This window comes from Billgrantia antri, from assembly GCF_019430905.1.
In the GTDB taxonomy this organism is placed as follows: Bacteria; Pseudomonadota; Gammaproteobacteria; order Pseudomonadales; family Halomonadaceae; genus Halomonas; species Halomonas antri.
In genome coordinates, this window is sequence record NZ_JAHYCA010000009.1 from 13,079 (window position 1) to 29,025 (window position 15,947).

General features: G+C 63.8%; 15 protein-coding genes. 5 read left to right on the forward strand and 10 right to left on the reverse strand.

All coding sequences use genetic code 11. From position 1 onward, the window contains the following. Positions 1 to 16 precede the first annotated feature (16 nt). The 3 genes from KPL81_RS19665 to KPL81_RS19675 are packed head-to-tail and all read right to left on the reverse strand — an operon-like array spanning position 17 to position 2,411. Positions 17 to 955, reverse strand: a complete 939-nt coding sequence (locus KPL81_RS19665) for a 5-oxoprolinase subunit C family protein (RefSeq protein WP_209478441.1) — start codon at positions 953 to 955, stop codon at positions 17 to 19. Next, on the reverse strand, positions 952 to 1,662 hold the full coding sequence (gene pxpB / locus KPL81_RS19670; RefSeq protein WP_219793576.1) for a 5-oxoprolinase subunit PxpB: 711 nt from the start codon (positions 1,660 to 1,662) through the stop codon (positions 952 to 954). The genes KPL81_RS19665 and pxpB overlap by 4 nt, the downstream gene beginning before the upstream one ends. Beyond that, complete coding sequence (locus tag KPL81_RS19675; RefSeq protein ID WP_209478446.1) at positions 1,659 to 2,411, reverse strand: 5-oxoprolinase subunit PxpA; 753 nt, start codon at positions 2,409 to 2,411, stop codon at positions 1,659 to 1,661. The genes pxpB and KPL81_RS19675 overlap by 4 nt, the downstream gene beginning before the upstream one ends. 208 nt (positions 2,412 to 2,619) lie before the next feature. Between KPL81_RS19675 and KPL81_RS19680 the strand changes: the two genes are divergently transcribed. The 5 genes from KPL81_RS19680 to KPL81_RS19700 all read left to right on the forward strand — a co-directional run bounded on the left by KPL81_RS19680 (position 2,620) and on the right by KPL81_RS19700 (position 7,034). Beyond that, complete coding sequence (locus KPL81_RS19680) at positions 2,620 to 3,057, forward strand: VOC family protein (protein WP_209478448.1); 438 nt, start codon at positions 2,620 to 2,622, stop codon at positions 3,055 to 3,057. A gap of 12 nt (positions 3,058 to 3,069) precedes the next feature. Then, on the forward strand, positions 3,070 to 4,047 hold the full coding sequence (locus KPL81_RS19685) for a LysR family transcriptional regulator (RefSeq protein WP_219793577.1): 978 nt from the start codon (positions 3,070 to 3,072) through the stop codon (positions 4,045 to 4,047). Positions 4,048 to 4,081: 34 nt separating this feature from the next. Next, a complete protein-coding gene (locus tag KPL81_RS19690) occupies positions 4,082 to 5,065 on the forward strand; it encodes a TRAP transporter substrate-binding protein (RefSeq protein ID WP_209478452.1) in 984 nt (327 codons plus the stop codon). A 68-nt stretch (positions 5,066 to 5,133) separates the two neighbouring features. Further along, positions 5,134 to 5,697: a TRAP transporter small permease gene (locus KPL81_RS19695; RefSeq protein ID WP_219793578.1), complete on the forward strand. Its 564-nt coding sequence runs from the start codon at positions 5,134 to 5,136 to the stop codon at positions 5,695 to 5,697. Between the two features lie 32 nt (positions 5,698 to 5,729). Then, a complete protein-coding gene (locus KPL81_RS19700; protein WP_209478456.1) occupies positions 5,730 to 7,034 on the forward strand; it encodes a TRAP transporter large permease in 1,305 nt (434 codons plus the stop codon). A 17-nt stretch (positions 7,035 to 7,051) separates the two neighbouring features. On the opposite strand, the gene KPL81_RS19705 is transcribed toward KPL81_RS19700, so the two are convergent. The 7 genes from KPL81_RS19705 to KPL81_RS19735 form a co-directional block, all read right to left on the reverse strand. Further along, the gene (locus tag KPL81_RS19705) at positions 7,052 to 8,890 is read right to left on the reverse strand and encodes a protein kinase domain-containing protein (RefSeq protein ID WP_219793579.1); all 1,839 of its coding nucleotides are present in this window, start codon (positions 8,888 to 8,890) and stop codon (positions 7,052 to 7,054) included. 59 nt (positions 8,891 to 8,949) lie between these two features. Continuing rightward, the gene (locus tag KPL81_RS19710) at positions 8,950 to 10,620 is read right to left on the reverse strand and encodes a dihydrolipoyllysine-residue acetyltransferase (RefSeq protein ID WP_219793580.1); all 1,671 of its coding nucleotides are present in this window, start codon (positions 10,618 to 10,620) and stop codon (positions 8,950 to 8,952) included. A gap of 27 nt (positions 10,621 to 10,647) precedes the next feature. Next, positions 10,648 to 11,625, reverse strand: a complete 978-nt coding sequence (locus tag KPL81_RS19715; RefSeq protein ID WP_209478462.1) for an alpha-ketoacid dehydrogenase subunit beta — start codon at positions 11,623 to 11,625, stop codon at positions 10,648 to 10,650. 1 nt (position 11,626) lies between these two features. Continuing rightward, a complete protein-coding gene (locus KPL81_RS19720; RefSeq protein ID WP_209478463.1) occupies positions 11,627 to 12,853 on the reverse strand; it encodes a thiamine pyrophosphate-dependent dehydrogenase E1 component subunit alpha in 1,227 nt (408 codons plus the stop codon). Positions 12,854 to 13,075: 222 nt separating this feature from the next. Continuing rightward, positions 13,076 to 13,843: an ABC transporter permease gene (locus KPL81_RS19725; RefSeq protein ID WP_219793581.1), complete on the reverse strand. Its 768-nt coding sequence runs from the start codon at positions 13,841 to 13,843 to the stop codon at positions 13,076 to 13,078. Then, a complete protein-coding gene (locus KPL81_RS19730; protein ID WP_219793582.1) occupies positions 13,840 to 14,781 on the reverse strand; it encodes an ABC transporter ATP-binding protein in 942 nt (313 codons plus the stop codon). Before KPL81_RS19730 ends, KPL81_RS19725 begins: the two co-directional genes overlap by 4 nt. Then, a complete protein-coding gene (locus tag KPL81_RS19735; protein WP_242597396.1) occupies positions 14,778 to 15,944 on the reverse strand; it encodes an ABC transporter permease in 1,167 nt (388 codons plus the stop codon). Before KPL81_RS19735 ends, KPL81_RS19730 begins: the two co-directional genes overlap by 4 nt. Positions 15,945 to 15,947: the final 3 nt, after the last annotated feature.

Sequence of the window (15,947 nt, forward strand, 5' to 3'; positions counted from 1 at the left end):
GTACAGTGACAACGGCTCAGCGGAACGCCTCCAGGCAACGGCGGTAGCAAGCCAACGCCCATTCACGGGAGGTTGCCATCAAGCGGACCTCCTTTCCAGGCAGGCACTGCGCCAGACGTGCTGCAGCCAACGGTGTCAGCGCCCCCAGGCGTGGGTAGCCACCAATGGTTTGACGATCGTTGAGCAATACGATGGGCTGACCGTCCGGCGGTACCTGTACGGCTCCCATGGGAATACCTTCGGATACCATACTCCCCTGCCGGCAGTTCAGCTCCGGCCCCAGCAGGCGCACCCCCATGCGGTCGGCACGGGTGTCGATGCGCCATGTCGCATTGAATGCACGGTAAAGGCTCGCCCCGGAGAATAGGCCGATCTGCGCACCGGGCACCAGCGCCAGTCGATTGCCGCGTAGCGTTATCCCCTGGGTCGGGTCGAACGGCAGACGACGTGCCCTCACCTGGCGCGGTGACCACTCCAGACTGTCGCCGCTGACCAGCGGACTGCCATCCCCGCGCTGTCCTCCCAACTGCTCTCGCGGCGTGGCACTGCGGCTGCCCAGCACGACCGGCGTGGCCAGCCCGCCGGGAATGGCCAGGTAGGCGCGCAGCCCGTCGCGGGGCTGGTGAAAGCTCAACCGCTGGCCGGCCACCACGGCAAAGGCCGCGCCCGGAGCGAGCGGTCGGTCGTCGAGCCGGGCATCGAGGTCCGCCCCCGTCAGCGCCAAGGTGGCATCCTGTTCCACCTCCAGCGTCAGGCCGCCGCCGAGCACGACCTCCAGCGCTGCGGCATCGAGGGCGTTGCCGAGCATCCAATTGGCCCAGCGAAAGGAGATCCAGTCGGCGGCGCCCCCCTGGGTAACGCCCAGATGACGCACACCGAACCGCCCACCATCCACCACCAGCGCCAGCGGACCCGCCTTCTCGACGCGCAGAAGCGTATGCGTTGCGTCACTCACGGGGCTGCCTCCAGTGGCGTGGCATCGCCACCCTGTCGTTCGAATTCCGAGCGCGAAATCGGCATGAAACGCACCCGGTCTCCCGGGAGCAGCAACGGGTCACCACGTCGTGCATGTTCGAACAGGGGCACGGCGGTGCGCCCAAGGATGTTCCAGCCGCCTGGGGACAGCAACGGGTATATCGCGGTCTGTCGATCGGCAATCCCAACGCTGCCGGCAGGCACTCGCCGCCGTGGGGTTTTCAGCCGCGGGGTGGCCAGGGCTTCCTCGACCATGCCCATGAAGCCGTATCCCGGAGCGAAGCCGAGGGCGAAGACGTGGTAGTCGCGGCCACAGTGGCACTGCACGACTTCCTCGACCGACAACCCGGCGTGCTCTGCCACTCGCACAAGCTCGGGGCCGACGCTGGGGTCGTACCAGACCGGAATTTCGTGGCGACGTCCCAGCCCGCCATCAGCCGGTTCCAGGTGTAAAAGCACGGCCTCGATTCGCGCCAGTGCCTCGTCGTGCGACAGGCGCAGGCAGTCGTAGTGCAGCATCAGAGTGGTGTATGAAGGCACCAGATCGATCAACAGGTCGCCAAAGGCCTCACGCAGCGCACTGTCGGCTGCCACGATCCACGGCATGTTCGCTTCGTCGATAGCCTCGAACAGGCGCACCATGAGCACGTCCATGGCTGTCAGTTCGATACGCGCCTGGAGCCTCATGCCGTTTCCAGCGCCTGGAAGGCATCCCGGATCGCGCGTACCGCAGCCACCGATTCGGGATTGTCGCCATGCACGCAGAGCGTGTCGCAGGGCAACTGCAGCAGCGTGCCATCGCTGGCCTCGAGTGGCTCGCTGCGCGCCAGGCTGACGGCCTGGGCCACGATGGTCGCCTGGTCGTGATGCACCGCTCCCGGCAGGCGGCGTGAGACGAGATGGCCCTTGGCGTCGTAGGCCCGGTCGGCAAAGGTCTCGAACCAGATTGCCACTCCCATCTCTTCCGCCAGCCGCCGGCTCGGCTCGGGATCGGCAGTCGCCATCAGCATCAGCGGCAGGCTGGGATCATAACTGCGCACCGCTCGCATCACCGCACGCAGCAGCTCGGCATCGCTCGCCATGTCGTTGTAGAGCGCGCCGTGCGGCTTGACGTAGTGAATGCTCGTGCCTTCCGCCTGGCATATTCCCGCGAGCGCACCGACCTGATACAGCACCAGGTCCTCGACCTCCTCGGGGGAGCAAGCCATGGAGCGCCGCCCGAAGCCCATCAGATCGGGATAGGCCGGGTGCGCGCCCACTCGTACGCGATGCTCGACCGCCAGCCGCACCGTACGGCGCATCACATGAGGGTCCGAAGCATGAAAGCCACAGGCGATGTTGGCGCAATCGACATAGGGCATCACTTCGCTGTCGAGCCCCAGCGAATAATTGCCGAAGCTCTCTCCCATGTCGCAATTGAGCAGGGGGACGGCCATGCGCTTCTCCTGAACATTAATGACGGTTGTTGTAGTGGAATTCACTATATGGAGGGGCGGTTTTCATCGCCAATCGTATTTTACGATACTGAATATCGGCAACACCTATCATATTGTTATTCAGTAGAAAAATGGTTGACGAGCCCTCTCTTGAGGATTATCTATGAAATAAAGCGAGACCATATAACGCCAACAAAAGGAGTCCCCCATGGCTGTGCAAGACCCTTTCCATCTAGCCGTTCAGGTACGTGATATCGACGAGGCGCGTCGCTTTTACGGAGAATTCCTCGGCTGCCCCGAAGGCCGCTCGTCGCAAAGCTGGGTCGATTTCGATCTCTACGGGCACCAGTTCGTCTGTCACCTCAACCCTGCCCTCCGGGACAATCCCGTTTCCAGCCACAAGAACCCCGTAGATGGGCATGGCGTCCCGGTGCCGCATTTCGGTGTCGTGCTGGAGATGGAGGCCTGGGAAGCACTGGCACAGAAGCTGCGCGACAATAACGTGGCGTTCGAGATCGAACCCTATATTCGCTTCAAGGGCGAACCCGGCGAGCAAGCCACCATGTTCTTCTACGATCCTTCCGGCAACGCCCTGGAATTCAAGGCATTCAAGAACCGCGAAGAACAACTGTTCAAGAAGGCTTGAGCCGGTATCGTCATGCTCGATTTCAAAGAGCTGGAAGCATTCGTCTGGGCCGTCAGGCTGGGCTCCTTCTGCAAGGCGGCAGACCGCCTGCACCTGACCCAGCCGACGATTTCCGAGCGCATCCTGCGCCTCGAGACGAGCGTCGGCGAAACCCTGCTGGAGCGCTCGGCGAGGCCCATCCAACCCACCATGCGCGGCCGCGAGTTCTTCGTGCATGCCGAAGGCATGCTGCGGCAGCGCGATGAGGCCCTGAGGCTGTTCGACGATAAGGAGACGTTCTCCGCACCGCTGCGACTCGGCGTGATCGAGACTATCGCGCACAGTTGGCTGCCAGATTTCATGCGCTGCCTGACCCAGCGCTATCCACAGCTCACCCTCGAACTAAGCGTCGACTACTCGCCGGCGCTCAATCGGCGCCTGGGGAAGAACGATCTCGACATCCTGCTGGCCATGAACGGCTATCTCGACCCCGAGCATATCGATCAGGTGCCATTGAGCCCCTACGAGATGGGCATGTTCGTCTCGCCGGATCATGTCGAGATGCTGGCCAGCTGCGGAGAAGAGTGGTTGACCCGCCTGCCCTTCATCTCCTTCGGCAAGAAGGCCAGGCCCTATGAGGAACTGCTGGCTTACCTGGCGATGCAGGGAGTGGAAGGGCCCCGCATCCATAGTGTGAGCACCTTGATGACCATCGTGCGCATGACCATGGAAGGGCTCGGCATCGGTGCCCTACCCGTCGCCACCGTGCTGGACGAGTGGCGCTGCGGCAAGCTGTACCGCATCGAGCTGCCGCTGCCGTTGCCGGAGATGCACTACGACGTGATCTGGCGCAGCGCCAATCACCCGCGTTTCTGTCGCAGCGTCGGGCTGCTGGCACAGCAGTGCGCCCAGCGCTACGCCCAGTCGCGTGTCGAAGCCATGACGCACAGCGATTTTTCCGGCCGTTGGGTGCGGCCAAGACGTCCCACCACACACCCACTGGCAACATGAAGGCAATCCGGTAAATCCAACAAGAGAGACAACCATGAACAAGTTCCTGTCCCGCTCCCTGCTGCTGGCGTCCGCCTGCAGCCTTTCCGCCACGGCTGCCGCTGCCGAATGGACCATGGCAACGCCTTATGGCGATGCCAGCTTCCACACCAGCAACGTAAAGCAGTTCGCCGAGGACGTCGCGGAAGCCACGGGAGGCGAGCTGACCATCAACGTCCACAGCGGCGGCTCGCTGGTGGCACATGGCGAAATCAAGCCATCGGTGCGCCGCGGCACCGTCGAGATCGGTGAGATCTTCCTTTCCACCCTGTCCAACGAGGATCCGATCTTCGAAGTCGATACCCTGCCGGGCGTGGCCGGCAGCTACGACGAAGCCTATCAGCTGTGGCAGAGCACCAAGCCGATCATCAGCGAGCTGTTCGCCAACCAGGGCATGATGCCGCTCTACGCCGTCGCTTGGCCGGCCCAAGGGATCTACACCGACTTCGAGCTCAACGACCCGGAGCAATTCAAGGGTCTGCGGGTACGCGCGCCCAACATCAACACTCAGCGCTTCGTCGACAACCTCGGCGGCAGTCCCACTGAAACCGAGGAATCGGACATCCCCACGGCCTTCAGCACCGGTCGAGTGGACGCCATGATCACTTCGAGCTCCACCGGTAACGCGATGACCGCGTGGGATTACGTCTCTCATTACACCGACGCCAACCTGTGGTTGCCCAAGAATATCGTCTTCGTCAATCAACGCGCCTTCGATCGGCTCGACGAGGCGACCCAGGATGCGCTGCTGGAAGCGGCGGCCCGTGCCGAGGAGCGCGGCTGGCAGATGAGCCGTGACGACAACCAGGCCAGCCTCGAGGCGTTGCAGGAGAACGGCATTACGGTCTCCGAGCCGAACGAGGACATAGCAGCCGCACTGCAAGAGGCCGGCGATCAGCTGTTCGCCGACTGGCAGGAGCGCGCCACCGAGCAATCCATGCAGGTTCTCGAGGAGTATCAGCAGCAGCGCGGCAACTGATCGCCGCACCTCCCGGCGTGGCGGGGGGAACTCCCCGCCACGCTAACTGCACTTCTCGAGGTCCAGACATGACGTTCAAATTCAACGCGCTTTACCGCCTGGGGGCCTGGGGTGCCGCTGCCTGCATGGTGGCGATTTGTGCCCTGGTAGCCCTCCAGGTCACTTTTCGCCTGGTCGATGCCTTGCTGGTGCTGGTCGGCATGCGCCGTCTTGGCTTCGGCATCACCGGACTCTCGGAGATCGCGGCCTACCTGCTGGTCGGTGCCACGTTTCTGGGCCTTGCCTACACCTTCGTGCACCACGCCCATATCCGCGTCACGCTGCTGCTGACACGCTTGCCAGCAGCGCCTCGCGCCTGGTTCGAGGTCTTCTGCCTGCTGGTGGCACTCATTCTCAGCGTGCTGCTCGGCTATGGGTTGATACAACTCATCCAGGAGAGCCGCGAGTTCAATGACGTCTCCTCGGGGTTCCTGTCGATTCCACTGTGGGTTCCCCAGACGGTGCTGGCCATCGGCGTCGCCCTGCTCTGCCTGGCGCTGGCCGAAGCCTTGGCCAGCACCTTGCGCATCGCCATTCGCGAGCCGCATCGCTTCCGCGAAACAACCGCCACCGATGACAGCGAAACCCACTGAGGCAGCGCCTCTCGCACACGGAGACACGTCACGTGTTGACACTTAGTCTGGCCACCATCGCGACGCTGGCGATTCTGCTCGGTAGTGGGGTATGGATCGCCTTTGCCCTGATCGGCACCGCCTGGATCGCCTTGAGCTTCTTCAGCCCGTTCGAACCGGGGCCGATACTCGCCTCCGACTTCTGGGGGGCCAGCTACGGCTGGGACCTGACCGCCCTGCCGATGTTCATCTGGATGGGCGAGATCCTGTTTCGCTCAGGACTTGCCGATAACATGTTCCGCGGCCTGTCACCCTGGCTCAACCGGATGCCCGGTCGTCTGCTGCACACCAATATCATCGGCAGCGGCATGTTCGCCGCCGTATGCGGCTCCTCGGCAGCCACCTGTGCCACGGTGGGCAAGATGACGCTGCCCGAGCTGGAACGTCGCGGCTACGATGCCAACATGGCCATCGGCACCCTGGCCAGCGCTTCCACGCTGGGCCTGCTCATTCCCCCCTCGATCGTGCTGATCGTCTACGGCGTCGTGACCGAGCAGTCGATCTCGCGGCTGTTCATGGCCGGCGTGGGACCGGGATTGATGATATTGGCGCTGTTCATGAGCTACCTCGTTCTCTGGTCTCTGCTGCGAGGCAATCGCCGTGGCCTCACCGGCCAGGACGAGTCCGGTTTGCCGTTGGCCAAGAAACTCCACCAGACGCTGGAACTGGTGCCCATCCTGCTGCTGATCGGCGGCATCATTGTATCGATCTACGGCGGGCTCGCCTCCCCCACCGAAGCAGCGGCGGTCGGCGTGGTGCTGTCGATCCTGATCGCCCGCTGGAACGGCAGCTTCGATGCCGCCATCTTCAGGGACTCGCTATTCGCTGCCGTGCGTACCGCCTGCATGATTGCCTTCATCATCGCCGCGGCATCCTTCCTGACCTCGGCCATGGGCTTCACCCAAGTGCCGATGCAACTGGCCAGTGCCATCGGTGAAATGGGCCTGTCCCCCCCCATGCTGCTGGTGGCCCTGACCCTGCTGCTGCTGGTGATGGGCTGTTTCCTTGATGGGATCTCGCTGATCCTGCTGGTCACGGCGATCATAATGCCGCTGGTGGAAGCTGCCGGCTTCGACCTGATCTGGTTCGGCATCTATCTCGTCATCGTAGTGGAAATGTCGCAGATCACCCCGCCGGTGGGCTTCAACCTGTTCGTCATCCAGGGGTTGACGGGCAAGGACATCGTGACCATCACCAAGGCCACGCTGCCCTTCTTCCTGCTCATGCTGGCAGCGATCGCCTTGATGCACGCCTTTCCCGAGATCGCCCTCTACCTGCCCCAGACCATGACCCGCTAGCTGACTGCCGTGCCCGACTAACGGGCGCGGCCATCGCGCAACTCCTCACGGGGATTGCGCGGATAGTAGCGCTCCGGCTGGTGCTCCTGGTGAGCGAAGAAACGCGTATCCTTGTAAGGCATCTTCATGAAGCCCGATACCCCCAGCCCCTCGATCAGCCCGACGGCATCGAGAATGTCGTCGAGCCGGTCGCGGAACTCCGCCTCACGGGAGGGATCGAGGAGGCGGTAGTAGCTGTGGATCTTGAGGTGCTGCGGCAGCGCCTCGAAGATGATCATGCCGGTGTGGTGGATCTCGTTGAGCGCCTCCAGCGAGGTAATGATCGGCTCCGGCAGGACCAGGAACTCCTCGGGATCGGGGCCATCCTCGAAGTAGCTGTGCAGCCGGCTGCGATCCTCCAGCTCCGGCACGGCACTGACCTCGTAGCGCAACCCCATGCCGGGCTCGATCACGAAGGGATGGGCGGGGCTCTCGCGATCCAGGTGCAGGGTGTCGCGGGCATTGAACAGGCAGCTCTTGAAGATGCCCTGGCGATAGATGGCCCGAGCCAGGTTGACCATGTTGTTGACCGCCGCTACGAAAGCCGGTTTAAGCGTGGTGTCGTGCAGGTTGAGCGAGGTGTCGATGTACACGCCTTCGCTTTCCCAGCGCACCGCGAGCCCGCCCACCACTGGGTACTTGCCAAGGCGGCTCACCGCCGCCAGAAAGGCCTTTTCGGTTTCGCCCATGCCCTGCATGAAGTTTTTGTAGTAGCGATCGAGCTGCACGTCGTTGACGTCGCTGAGCGTTTCGCGACCACCCTCCTCGCGCAGGAAGGCCTTGCGCGAGCTGTAGACCACGGTGTCGATCTCCCGCGTAGCGGGCCTGACCCAGGTCGGCACCAGCGGCGGTTCCGGCGTTTCCGGCAGGTCGATCATCACCAGCCGGGCCAGACGCGGCATCTCTCGTATGAAGTGATCCCCGGCCCGCATACGAACCCTTGGGTCCGGATCGAGCATACCGTCGAGCATGCGGGCAAACTCCATGGGCAACCCCAGGGAGGTGGCCGGGATGGCACGATGACCGAAGCGGCACGACTGCGCCGACGCCAGCGCATAGAGCGTGCCGGCGGTCCCCTGCTCGTCGAAGCGCGGCGACGACAGCGCCCCGTTCAACTGCTCCTCGCCGATGAAGTAGACATCGCCGAGGCGGGCATTGGTCTGCTGCAGATTGTCCGACATCAACTCCATGACGTTGGCGGCGACGAACTGCTGGTTGGCGTCGAGCTGGGCGAACACCGACGAGCCCCAATCGATCAGCGCAATCGCCTCGCGGCGGGCATCGAAGACCAGGTTGGAGGGCTTGATATCGCCATGCACGATGGGACGCCCCGCCGGCCCCGACTCCTGGCGCAAGCTGCGCAGGATGTCGGCGAGCTGATCGGCGATATGCACCACCAGACGCGGGGGAAGGCGTCCCTCATGCAGCGAGACCTCCTCCAGGTTGAGCCCCGGCGCCCGCTGCATCACCAGGATCGACTGATTGCGCACGCGCTGGTAGGCGATCAGGCGTGGCACACGGGGGTGGTCGACCTGCTCCAGCATGAACGCCTCCTCCTCGAGGCGGTCCTGCAGCTGCTGGGGCAGGTTGACCCGGGTGAACTTGAAGACGTACTCCTCGCCATGGGCGGTAATGCCGGCGAAGACGAAGCCGTAGGCGCCCTTGCCGATCAGCTCGATATCACGGTAACCCAATTGCTCGAGCTGGGCACGGCACAGCGCCACCCACTCCTTTAGCTTACGCGCGTCGTCGTGGCTGAGCAGATAGATCGACTGCTCTTCCGGGATGTAGAACTGCTGAAGCGGCGCCTGGGACATGTGGGATTGCCCATCGAAAGGGAGCCGTCCCGGGAAGGTCGCCCGGACGGCTCTACGGACTAGCCGAGATGCAGGAGCATGGTCTCGGGACTCTCGAGGTAGCCCTTCCAGGCATTGCAGAAGCGCGCAATGGTGCCGCCATCAATGACCCGGTGATCTCCCGCCCAGGTGACCGTCATGATCGCCCGCCGAACCACTTCGCCTTGATCGTCGAAGCGCGGTAGCCACTGGCTCTTGCCGATGGCGACGATGGCCAGCTCCGGCGCGTTGATGATCGGCGCCGCGTAGGTACCGCCAAAGGCACCGATATTTGAGATGCTGATGGTGCCACCCTTGAGGTCCTCCTGGGACACCCGGCCTTCGCGTGCGTCGGCGGTCAGGCGCTGGATCTCGCGTGCCACCTCGAGCACGCTGCGCCGCTCTACCTGCTTGACGTTGGGCACGATCAAGCCAGAGCGGCTGTCCACGGCCATGCCGACATTGACCGAAGGCAGGTAGTGGATCTCGGTGACCTCTGCGTTGAGACGGGCGTTGAGGATCGGCTCCTCGCGTACTGCCAGCGCCAGCGCCTTCATGAAGAACGGCATCAGTGTCAGGCGTACCTGCTGCCCCTCGGCCACCGGCTTGAGCCGCTCGCGCAACGCCAGCAGCTCGGTGACGTCGATCTCCTCGCCGTACTGGAAATGCGGGATGGTACTGGCCGACTCCACCATGCGTCGCGCCATCACCGCACGCACGCCGCGAATCGGCTCGACCCGCACCTCGCCCTCCTCCTGCCTGGGCTGCTCCATTGCCTGAAGGGATGCTTCGCTGCGGGCGGGTCGTGCCTGGTCCTGCTCGACCTGGCCGTGCTGCAGCGGTGCACCTTCCAGATAGCGCAGCACGTCTTCCTTGAGCACGCGGCCGTCCTTGCCCGAGCCTTCGATCGACTCGAGCGGCAGGCCATGCTCGCGCACCAGTCGTCGCACCGCAGGGCTCGCGGGGATGCGTCCATAGGGCCCACGGCCACCGCTGGCCGCAGGCGCGACGCTCTCCCTGCGCTCAGGCGTTTGAGCCACGCCGGTTTCGGTACCAGACGCCTGCGTAACAGTGCTCTCCTCGCCCCCTTCGGCAAGAGTCGGCACATAGGCGAATAGCGGGGCGTGCACTTTGGCGATGTCACCCTTGGGCACGTAGAGCTTACTTACCGTGCCCGCCTCGGGGGCGGTAATCTCCACCAACGCCTTGTCGGTCATCACGTCGACCAGCGGCTGGTCCTCCTCGATCGCCTCGCCTTCGGCCACGCGCCATTCGACCACCTCGCACTCGACGATGCCTTCGCCGATATCGGGCAGAATAAAATCCTTGGGCTTGGGGTCGGCCGCAGGGGTGGCAGCCGGCGACGAGGATGACGCCGCGGGCGGCGGCGCCTCCGCTGCGGGGCTGGCCAGTTCATCCTGCTCCCGTGCGGCAGGGCGCGGCGGCTCAACCTCATCGGCAGTGCCGCCCTCCTCGCCATGTGCCTGGTAGGCGAACAGCGGGGCGTGCACCTTGGCGACCTCGCCCTTGGCCACATATAGCCGGGTGACGCGCCCCGCCTCGGGGGCGGTGATCTCGACCAGCGCCTTGTCGGTCATGACCTCGACCACCGGCTGATCCTCGGCGATCTCATCGCCCTCACTCACACGCCATTCGACCACTTCGCACTCCACGATACCTTCGCCGATATCGGGCAGCATGAAATCGCTCATCGTTCTCTCCTGTCCTGATATCGGGCGTCAGTACGCCACGGATGTCTTGATCGCTTCGAAGATCTTGAGATGATCAGGCAGGTACTCCTTTTCCAGCGTCAGCGGGAAAGGCGTGTCCAGCCCGGTCACTCGCTCGATGGGCGACTCCAGGTACAGGAAGCAGCGCTCCTGGATGGTGGCGGCGATCTCGCTGGCGAATCCCCCGGTGCGTGGTGCCTCATGGGTGATCACCAGGCGGCCGGTCTTGAGCACCGACTCGGCCACGGTGTCCTCGTCCCACGGCAGGATGCTGCGCAGGTCGATCACCTCGCAGGAGATGCCCTCCTTCTCGGCCAGCTCCACGGCGCGGTCGATCACCTCCATCTGCGCGCCCCAACCGAGCACCGTGATGTCGCTGCCCTCCTTGGTCACTTCGGCCTCGCCGATGGGCAGCTGGTAGTCCTCCTCGGGCACTTCGCCTACCGATGCCCGATAAAGCCGCTTGGGCTCGAAGAAGATCACCGGATCGGGATCGCGAATCGCCGACAGCAGCAGTCCCTTGGCCTGATAGGGGTTGCGCGGCACCGCGATCTTGAGGCCAGGGGTGTGGGCGAAGTAGGCTTCCGGCGATTGGGAGTGATACAGCCCGCCCGAGATGCCACCGCCGTAAGGCGTGCGAATGGTAAGGCCGCCGACGTTGAACAGATCGCCGGAGCGGTAGCGGAACTTGGCCGTCTCGTTGACGATCTGGTCGAAGGCCGGAAAGATGTAGTCGGCGAACTGGATCTCGGCCACCGGCACCGAACCCTGGGCTGCCAGGCCATTGGCGAAGCCGATGATCCCTTGCTCCACCAGCGGCGTGTTGAAGCAGCGCTCACGGCCGTACTTTTCCTGCAGATGGCTGGTGGCACGGAAGACCCCACCGAAAACGCCTACGTCCTCACCAAAGCAGAGCACCTTGTCGTCCTCGGCCATGGCAATGTCCAGCGCATTGTTGATCGCCTGCAGCATGTTCATCTTGGGCATGTCAGGCTCCCCCCTGCTCGTCGCTGGCCTTGGTGTCTGCCCCCGCCGCCTTGACGTCGGGATCGAGCGATCGCGCCCCTCTGGGATAGGCATCGGGGTGCTTGCGGATGTGTGTCTTGAGGGTGTCGAGCTGACGCTGGAGCTGGGGTGTCACATCGGCATAAACGTCCGTGACCAGGCTCTCCAACGGCGGCGGCGGTCGCTTTTCGGCGCGCTTCATGGTTTCCAGCACCTCGCGGCGCAGGCTGTCCTGGAGTGCCTTTTCCTCTTCCTCGTTCCACCAGCCGCGGTCGATCAACCAGCGCTGCATGCGCAGAATCGGGTCTTTCTCGCGCCAGGCTTCCTCCTCCTTGCGCGAGCGGTAACCGGAGGGATCGTCCGACGACGAGTGTGCCGCCAGGCGATAGGTCATCGCCTCTATCAGCACTGGCTGGTTCATTTCCACAGCGATCTTGCGCGCATCCTGAGTGGCGCGATAGACCGCCAGCACGTCGTTACCGTCGACGCGAATCACGTGCATGCGATAGCCGAAGGCGCGCGGGGCGATGCCGTCAGCAGCGAACTGCTCACTGGCCGGCGTGGAGATCGCATAGCCGTTGTTGCGGCAGAAGAAGATCACCGGCACCTTGTGCACCGAAGCCATGTTCAGGGCGGCATGGAAATCCCCTTCCGATGCCGCTCCCTCGCCGAAGAAGGTAATCGTGCAGTGGCCTTCGCCGGCCAGCTTCTGGCCGTAGGCATAACCGGTAGCCTGGGGAATCTGGGTGGCCAGCGGCGAGGAGATGGTCATGTAGTGCAGCTTGCGCGACCCGTAGTGGATCGGCATCTGCCGCCCTTTGCCGTAGTCGAGTTCGTTGCCGAACAGCTGGTTCATGAACTCGTCGTAGCTGAAGCCACGATAGACCAGCGCCCCCTGTTCGCGGTACTGGGCCATGATCATATCGGCATCGTCCAGTGCTGCGGTGGCGCCAATGACCGCCGCCTCCTCGCCGGTGCACTGCATGTAGAAGGAGAGCCTACCCTGGCGCTGCGCCGCCATCATGCGCTCGTCGAGTACCCGCGTGACGAGCATGGCGCGGTAGATCCTGAGCGCCTTCTCCTCGTCGAGCTCTGGCGCTTCGGCGCCCTCGAACAAGGTGCCATCCTGCTGCAACAGGCGAAAGGTAGGTATGTGGAACTCGTCGCCGGTCATGAAGCCTGGCGAGTGGACGTCGTGTGTTGTTGTCATCTTCCTGGTCCTTGGGTAATGGCAGGAGGAAAACCGCCCCTCGTGAGGGCAGTGTTGTCTCTAATGTAGTCATCTGCCAGAGGGTCGCTCCAGCAAATCGCCAACGCTGGATAGGTTGACGTTAACGTAAGATGAAATTAAACGCACCTATTTTGCTGGTCAACTGCCGTTTTTACGACGAATGTCCTGTCTGCTGGAATACTAACGGAAAAACTCGCGCCCCTAGGCCTGGCTCGCAGGCTGGAGCCGCTCGAAAACGCTGTCCACGGTGATCGCCAGCAACCCGATCAGCAAGGCCCCCTGAACAATGTAGGCGGTATTGCCGTTGACGATGCCGGCGATGATCGGGTCGCCCAGATTGCTGGCACCCACGGTCGCTCCCAGCGCTGCGGTGGCAATGTTGACGGTTACCGAGGTACGAATCCCGGCGATGATCACGGGGGCAGCCAGCGGCAGCTCGACCTGGCGCAGCACCTCACCCGCGGTCATGCCCATGCCTCGAGCCGCCTCGTGAACGTCGGGATCGATGCCGTCGATGCCGGCCAGGGTATTGCGCACGATCGGTAGCAGGCCATAGAGCAGCAGCGCGACGACGATCGGCAGGGTACCGAAGCCCAGCGCCGGCACTGCCAGCGCCAGCACGGCAACGGGAGGGAAGGTCTGGCCGATGGAGGCGAGCTGCGAGACCAGCGGCAGGAAGTCTCTGCCGGCCGGGCGGGTAACGGCAATGGCGCCCCCTACGCCCAGCAATACCGCCAGCAGCGAGGCAACGCCCACCACCATGACGTGCTGGCCCAGCAACGCGAAGAATCCCGCCCGACGGTAAATCACTTCCCGCACGTCCGGCTCGACCAACCGAAACAGCCACTCCAGCTGCCCCATGCCGGCCGACAGCATCAGCAGCAGGATGAACCATGCCATCGGTACCAGCCAGCGGCGACTGGTGGGCACTGGGGCGACATGCCTGGCAAGGAGGGACCCCGGCTTCATGACGCCTTCGCCCCGAGCAGACGACGCAGCGACAGCTCGCCGATGGGAATATCCTCTTCGTCGACCACCGTCAGACGGTCCACCTGGTGCCATAGCATGACCGAGAGCGCCTGGCTCAACGACGCACCGTAGGCAATCCGCTCGCTGGCCAGAAGACGCGGCCCTAGCGGCAGCATGCGTTCGCCGACCTGAATCAGTGCGGCCTCCTTGAGTCCCCTGTCCATGCCGCCCAGCAGCGATTCGACGAAGGGGTTCACCGGATCGTGCAGCAGCGCGATGGGTTTGCCCTGCTGAACGATCCGGCCCTGATGCATCACCACCAGCCGATCGGCCAGTGCCAGCGCCTCGTCCATGTCATGGGTAACGAATACGATGGTCTTGTGCAGCCGCGCCTGGAGCTCGCGCAGCTCATGCTGCAACGTCTCACGCGTGATGGGATCCAGCGCGCCGAAGGGCTCGTCCATCAGCAGGATGTCCGGGTCGGCGGCCAGCGCCCGGGCCACGCCTACGCGCTGGGCCTGGCCTCCGGACAGCTGGCGTGGGTACTTGTCGGCGAACTCCGCCACCGGCAGCCCCAGCAACTGCATCAGTTCCTCGACCCGCTCGCGCACTCTGCCCTTGGGCCACTTGAGCAGGCGCGGCACCAGGCCGATGTTGCGCGCCACCGTCCAGTGGGGAAACAGCCCAGTACTCTGGATGACATAACCGATGCGACGCCGCAGCGCCACCTCATCGAAGCTGCGTACCGGCTGGCCGTCCAGGTGGATTTCGCCGCCATCATGCTCGATCAGTCGATTGATCATGCTCAGCGTGGTGGACTTGCCACAGCCCGAGGTTCCGACCAAGGCGCAGAGCTCACCCGTTTCCACCCGTAGCGAGATACCGTCGACGGCGACCTCGCTGCCGAACCGCTTGGTCACGTCGAAGAGTTCGATCATGCCGTTCCTCCCTGGCGCAGGCGTTCACTAAGAGATCCAAACAGCGCATCGGCGAACAACGCCATGACGATGATCGGCAGGGCACCGAGCAGCACCATATCCATCGCCGCCTGCCCCAGGCCCTGGAAGATGAAGGTACCGAGGCCACCGGCACCGATCAGAGCCGCCACTGCCGTTAATCCGATGGCCTGTACGGTGGTGATGCGAATGCCCTCTATCACGATCGGCAGCGCCAACGGCAGGCGTACTTGCAGGAATACCTGGCGACGACTCATGCCCATGCCTCGTGCCGATTCGATCACCGCAGGATCGACCTCCTCCAGCGCCACGTGGATGTTGCGCACCATGGGAAGCAGGCTGTAACCGAGAAGGGCGAGGAACGCCGGTGCCCAGCCAATGCCGCTGACGCCGATCGCCGCCAGCCAGTCGACATGCGTACCGAGCCAGGCGAGCGGTGCCAGCAGCAGACCGAACAATGCCAGACTGGGAATGGTCTGCAGGAAGTTGAGCACACCGAACCCCGCTCGCCGGATTCCGGCATGCCGGCGCATGGCCAAGGCCAATAGCGCGGCCAATACCAGACTGGCAGCCACCGCAGCACCCACCAGTACCAAATGCATGGTCAACGCACTCGTGAACTGGGCACTGCGCGCCTGGTATTCGCGCTGCAACGCCAATGGCTCCAACCACAATGCCAGCGACAACCACCAGCTCACGATCATCGGCAGCAACAGGCACCAACCCATGGAGCGCGACAGCGCAAGACGTGTACGCAGCTCGATCAGCACCAGCAGCAGCAGAAACAGCAGTAACCACAGGGAGGGTCCGATGCCGACACGCGCCTGAGGCATGGAGGGCTCCACCAAGACTGCCGTCGCTGCCGAGAGCCACAGCGGCAGCAGGGCCAGCAGCAGCACGGTGGTAGCCAGCGCCAGCTTCAGCCTCTGCTGATCCGGACGCCAGGCCAGCACCACCACGGCAAGCATCGGAGCCGTCAGCAGAAGAGCCGGCCAACCGCTCATGATCTCTAGCGCTGCGTAGGCTGAGCCAGGCACGATGCGGTTGGGCGCCACGCTCACCGCATCGAGGATCAGCCATGCTGCCAAGCAGGCCAGCATCAGACTCAACACGACCCAGTTGGGAGAGACCCTGCCCTCACCCACGCG

What these genes read in the sequence shown, in the direction of transcription:
- KPL81_RS19710 (WP_219793580.1), bottom strand. Translation starts at nt 10,620, where the DNA reads ATGAGCGATTTCATGCTGCCCGATATCGGCGAAGGTATCGTGGAGTGC.
- KPL81_RS19705 (WP_219793579.1), bottom strand. Translation starts at nt 8,890, where the DNA reads ATGTCCCAGGCGCCGCTTCAGCAGTTCTACATCCCGGAAGAGCAGTCG.
- KPL81_RS19680 (WP_209478448.1), top strand. Translation starts at nt 2,620, where the DNA reads ATGGCTGTGCAAGACCCTTTCCATCTAGCCGTTCAGGTACGTGATATC.
- KPL81_RS19695 (WP_219793578.1), top strand. Translation starts at nt 5,134, where the DNA reads ATGACGTTCAAATTCAACGCGCTTTACCGCCTGGGGGCCTGGGGTGCC.
- pxpB (WP_219793576.1), bottom strand. Translation starts at nt 1,662, where the DNA reads ATGAGGCTCCAGGCGCGTATCGAACTGACAGCCATGGACGTGCTCATG.
- KPL81_RS19725 (WP_219793581.1), bottom strand. Translation starts at nt 13,843, where the DNA reads ATGAAGCCGGGGTCCCTCCTTGCCAGGCATGTCGCCCCAGTGCCCACC.
- KPL81_RS19675 (WP_209478446.1), bottom strand. Translation starts at nt 2,411, where the DNA reads ATGGCCGTCCCCCTGCTCAATTGCGACATGGGAGAGAGCTTCGGCAAT.
- KPL81_RS19690 (WP_209478452.1), top strand. Translation starts at nt 4,082, where the DNA reads ATGAACAAGTTCCTGTCCCGCTCCCTGCTGCTGGCGTCCGCCTGCAGC.
- KPL81_RS19720 (WP_209478463.1), bottom strand. Translation starts at nt 12,853, where the DNA reads ATGACAACAACACACGACGTCCACTCGCCAGGCTTCATGACCGGCGAC.
- KPL81_RS19715 (WP_209478462.1), bottom strand. Translation starts at nt 11,625, where the DNA reads ATGCCCAAGATGAACATGCTGCAGGCGATCAACAATGCGCTGGACATT.
- KPL81_RS19685 (WP_219793577.1), top strand. Translation starts at nt 3,070, where the DNA reads ATGCTCGATTTCAAAGAGCTGGAAGCATTCGTCTGGGCCGTCAGGCTG.
- KPL81_RS19730 (WP_219793582.1), bottom strand. Translation starts at nt 14,781, where the DNA reads ATGATCGAACTCTTCGACGTGACCAAGCGGTTCGGCAGCGAGGTCGCC.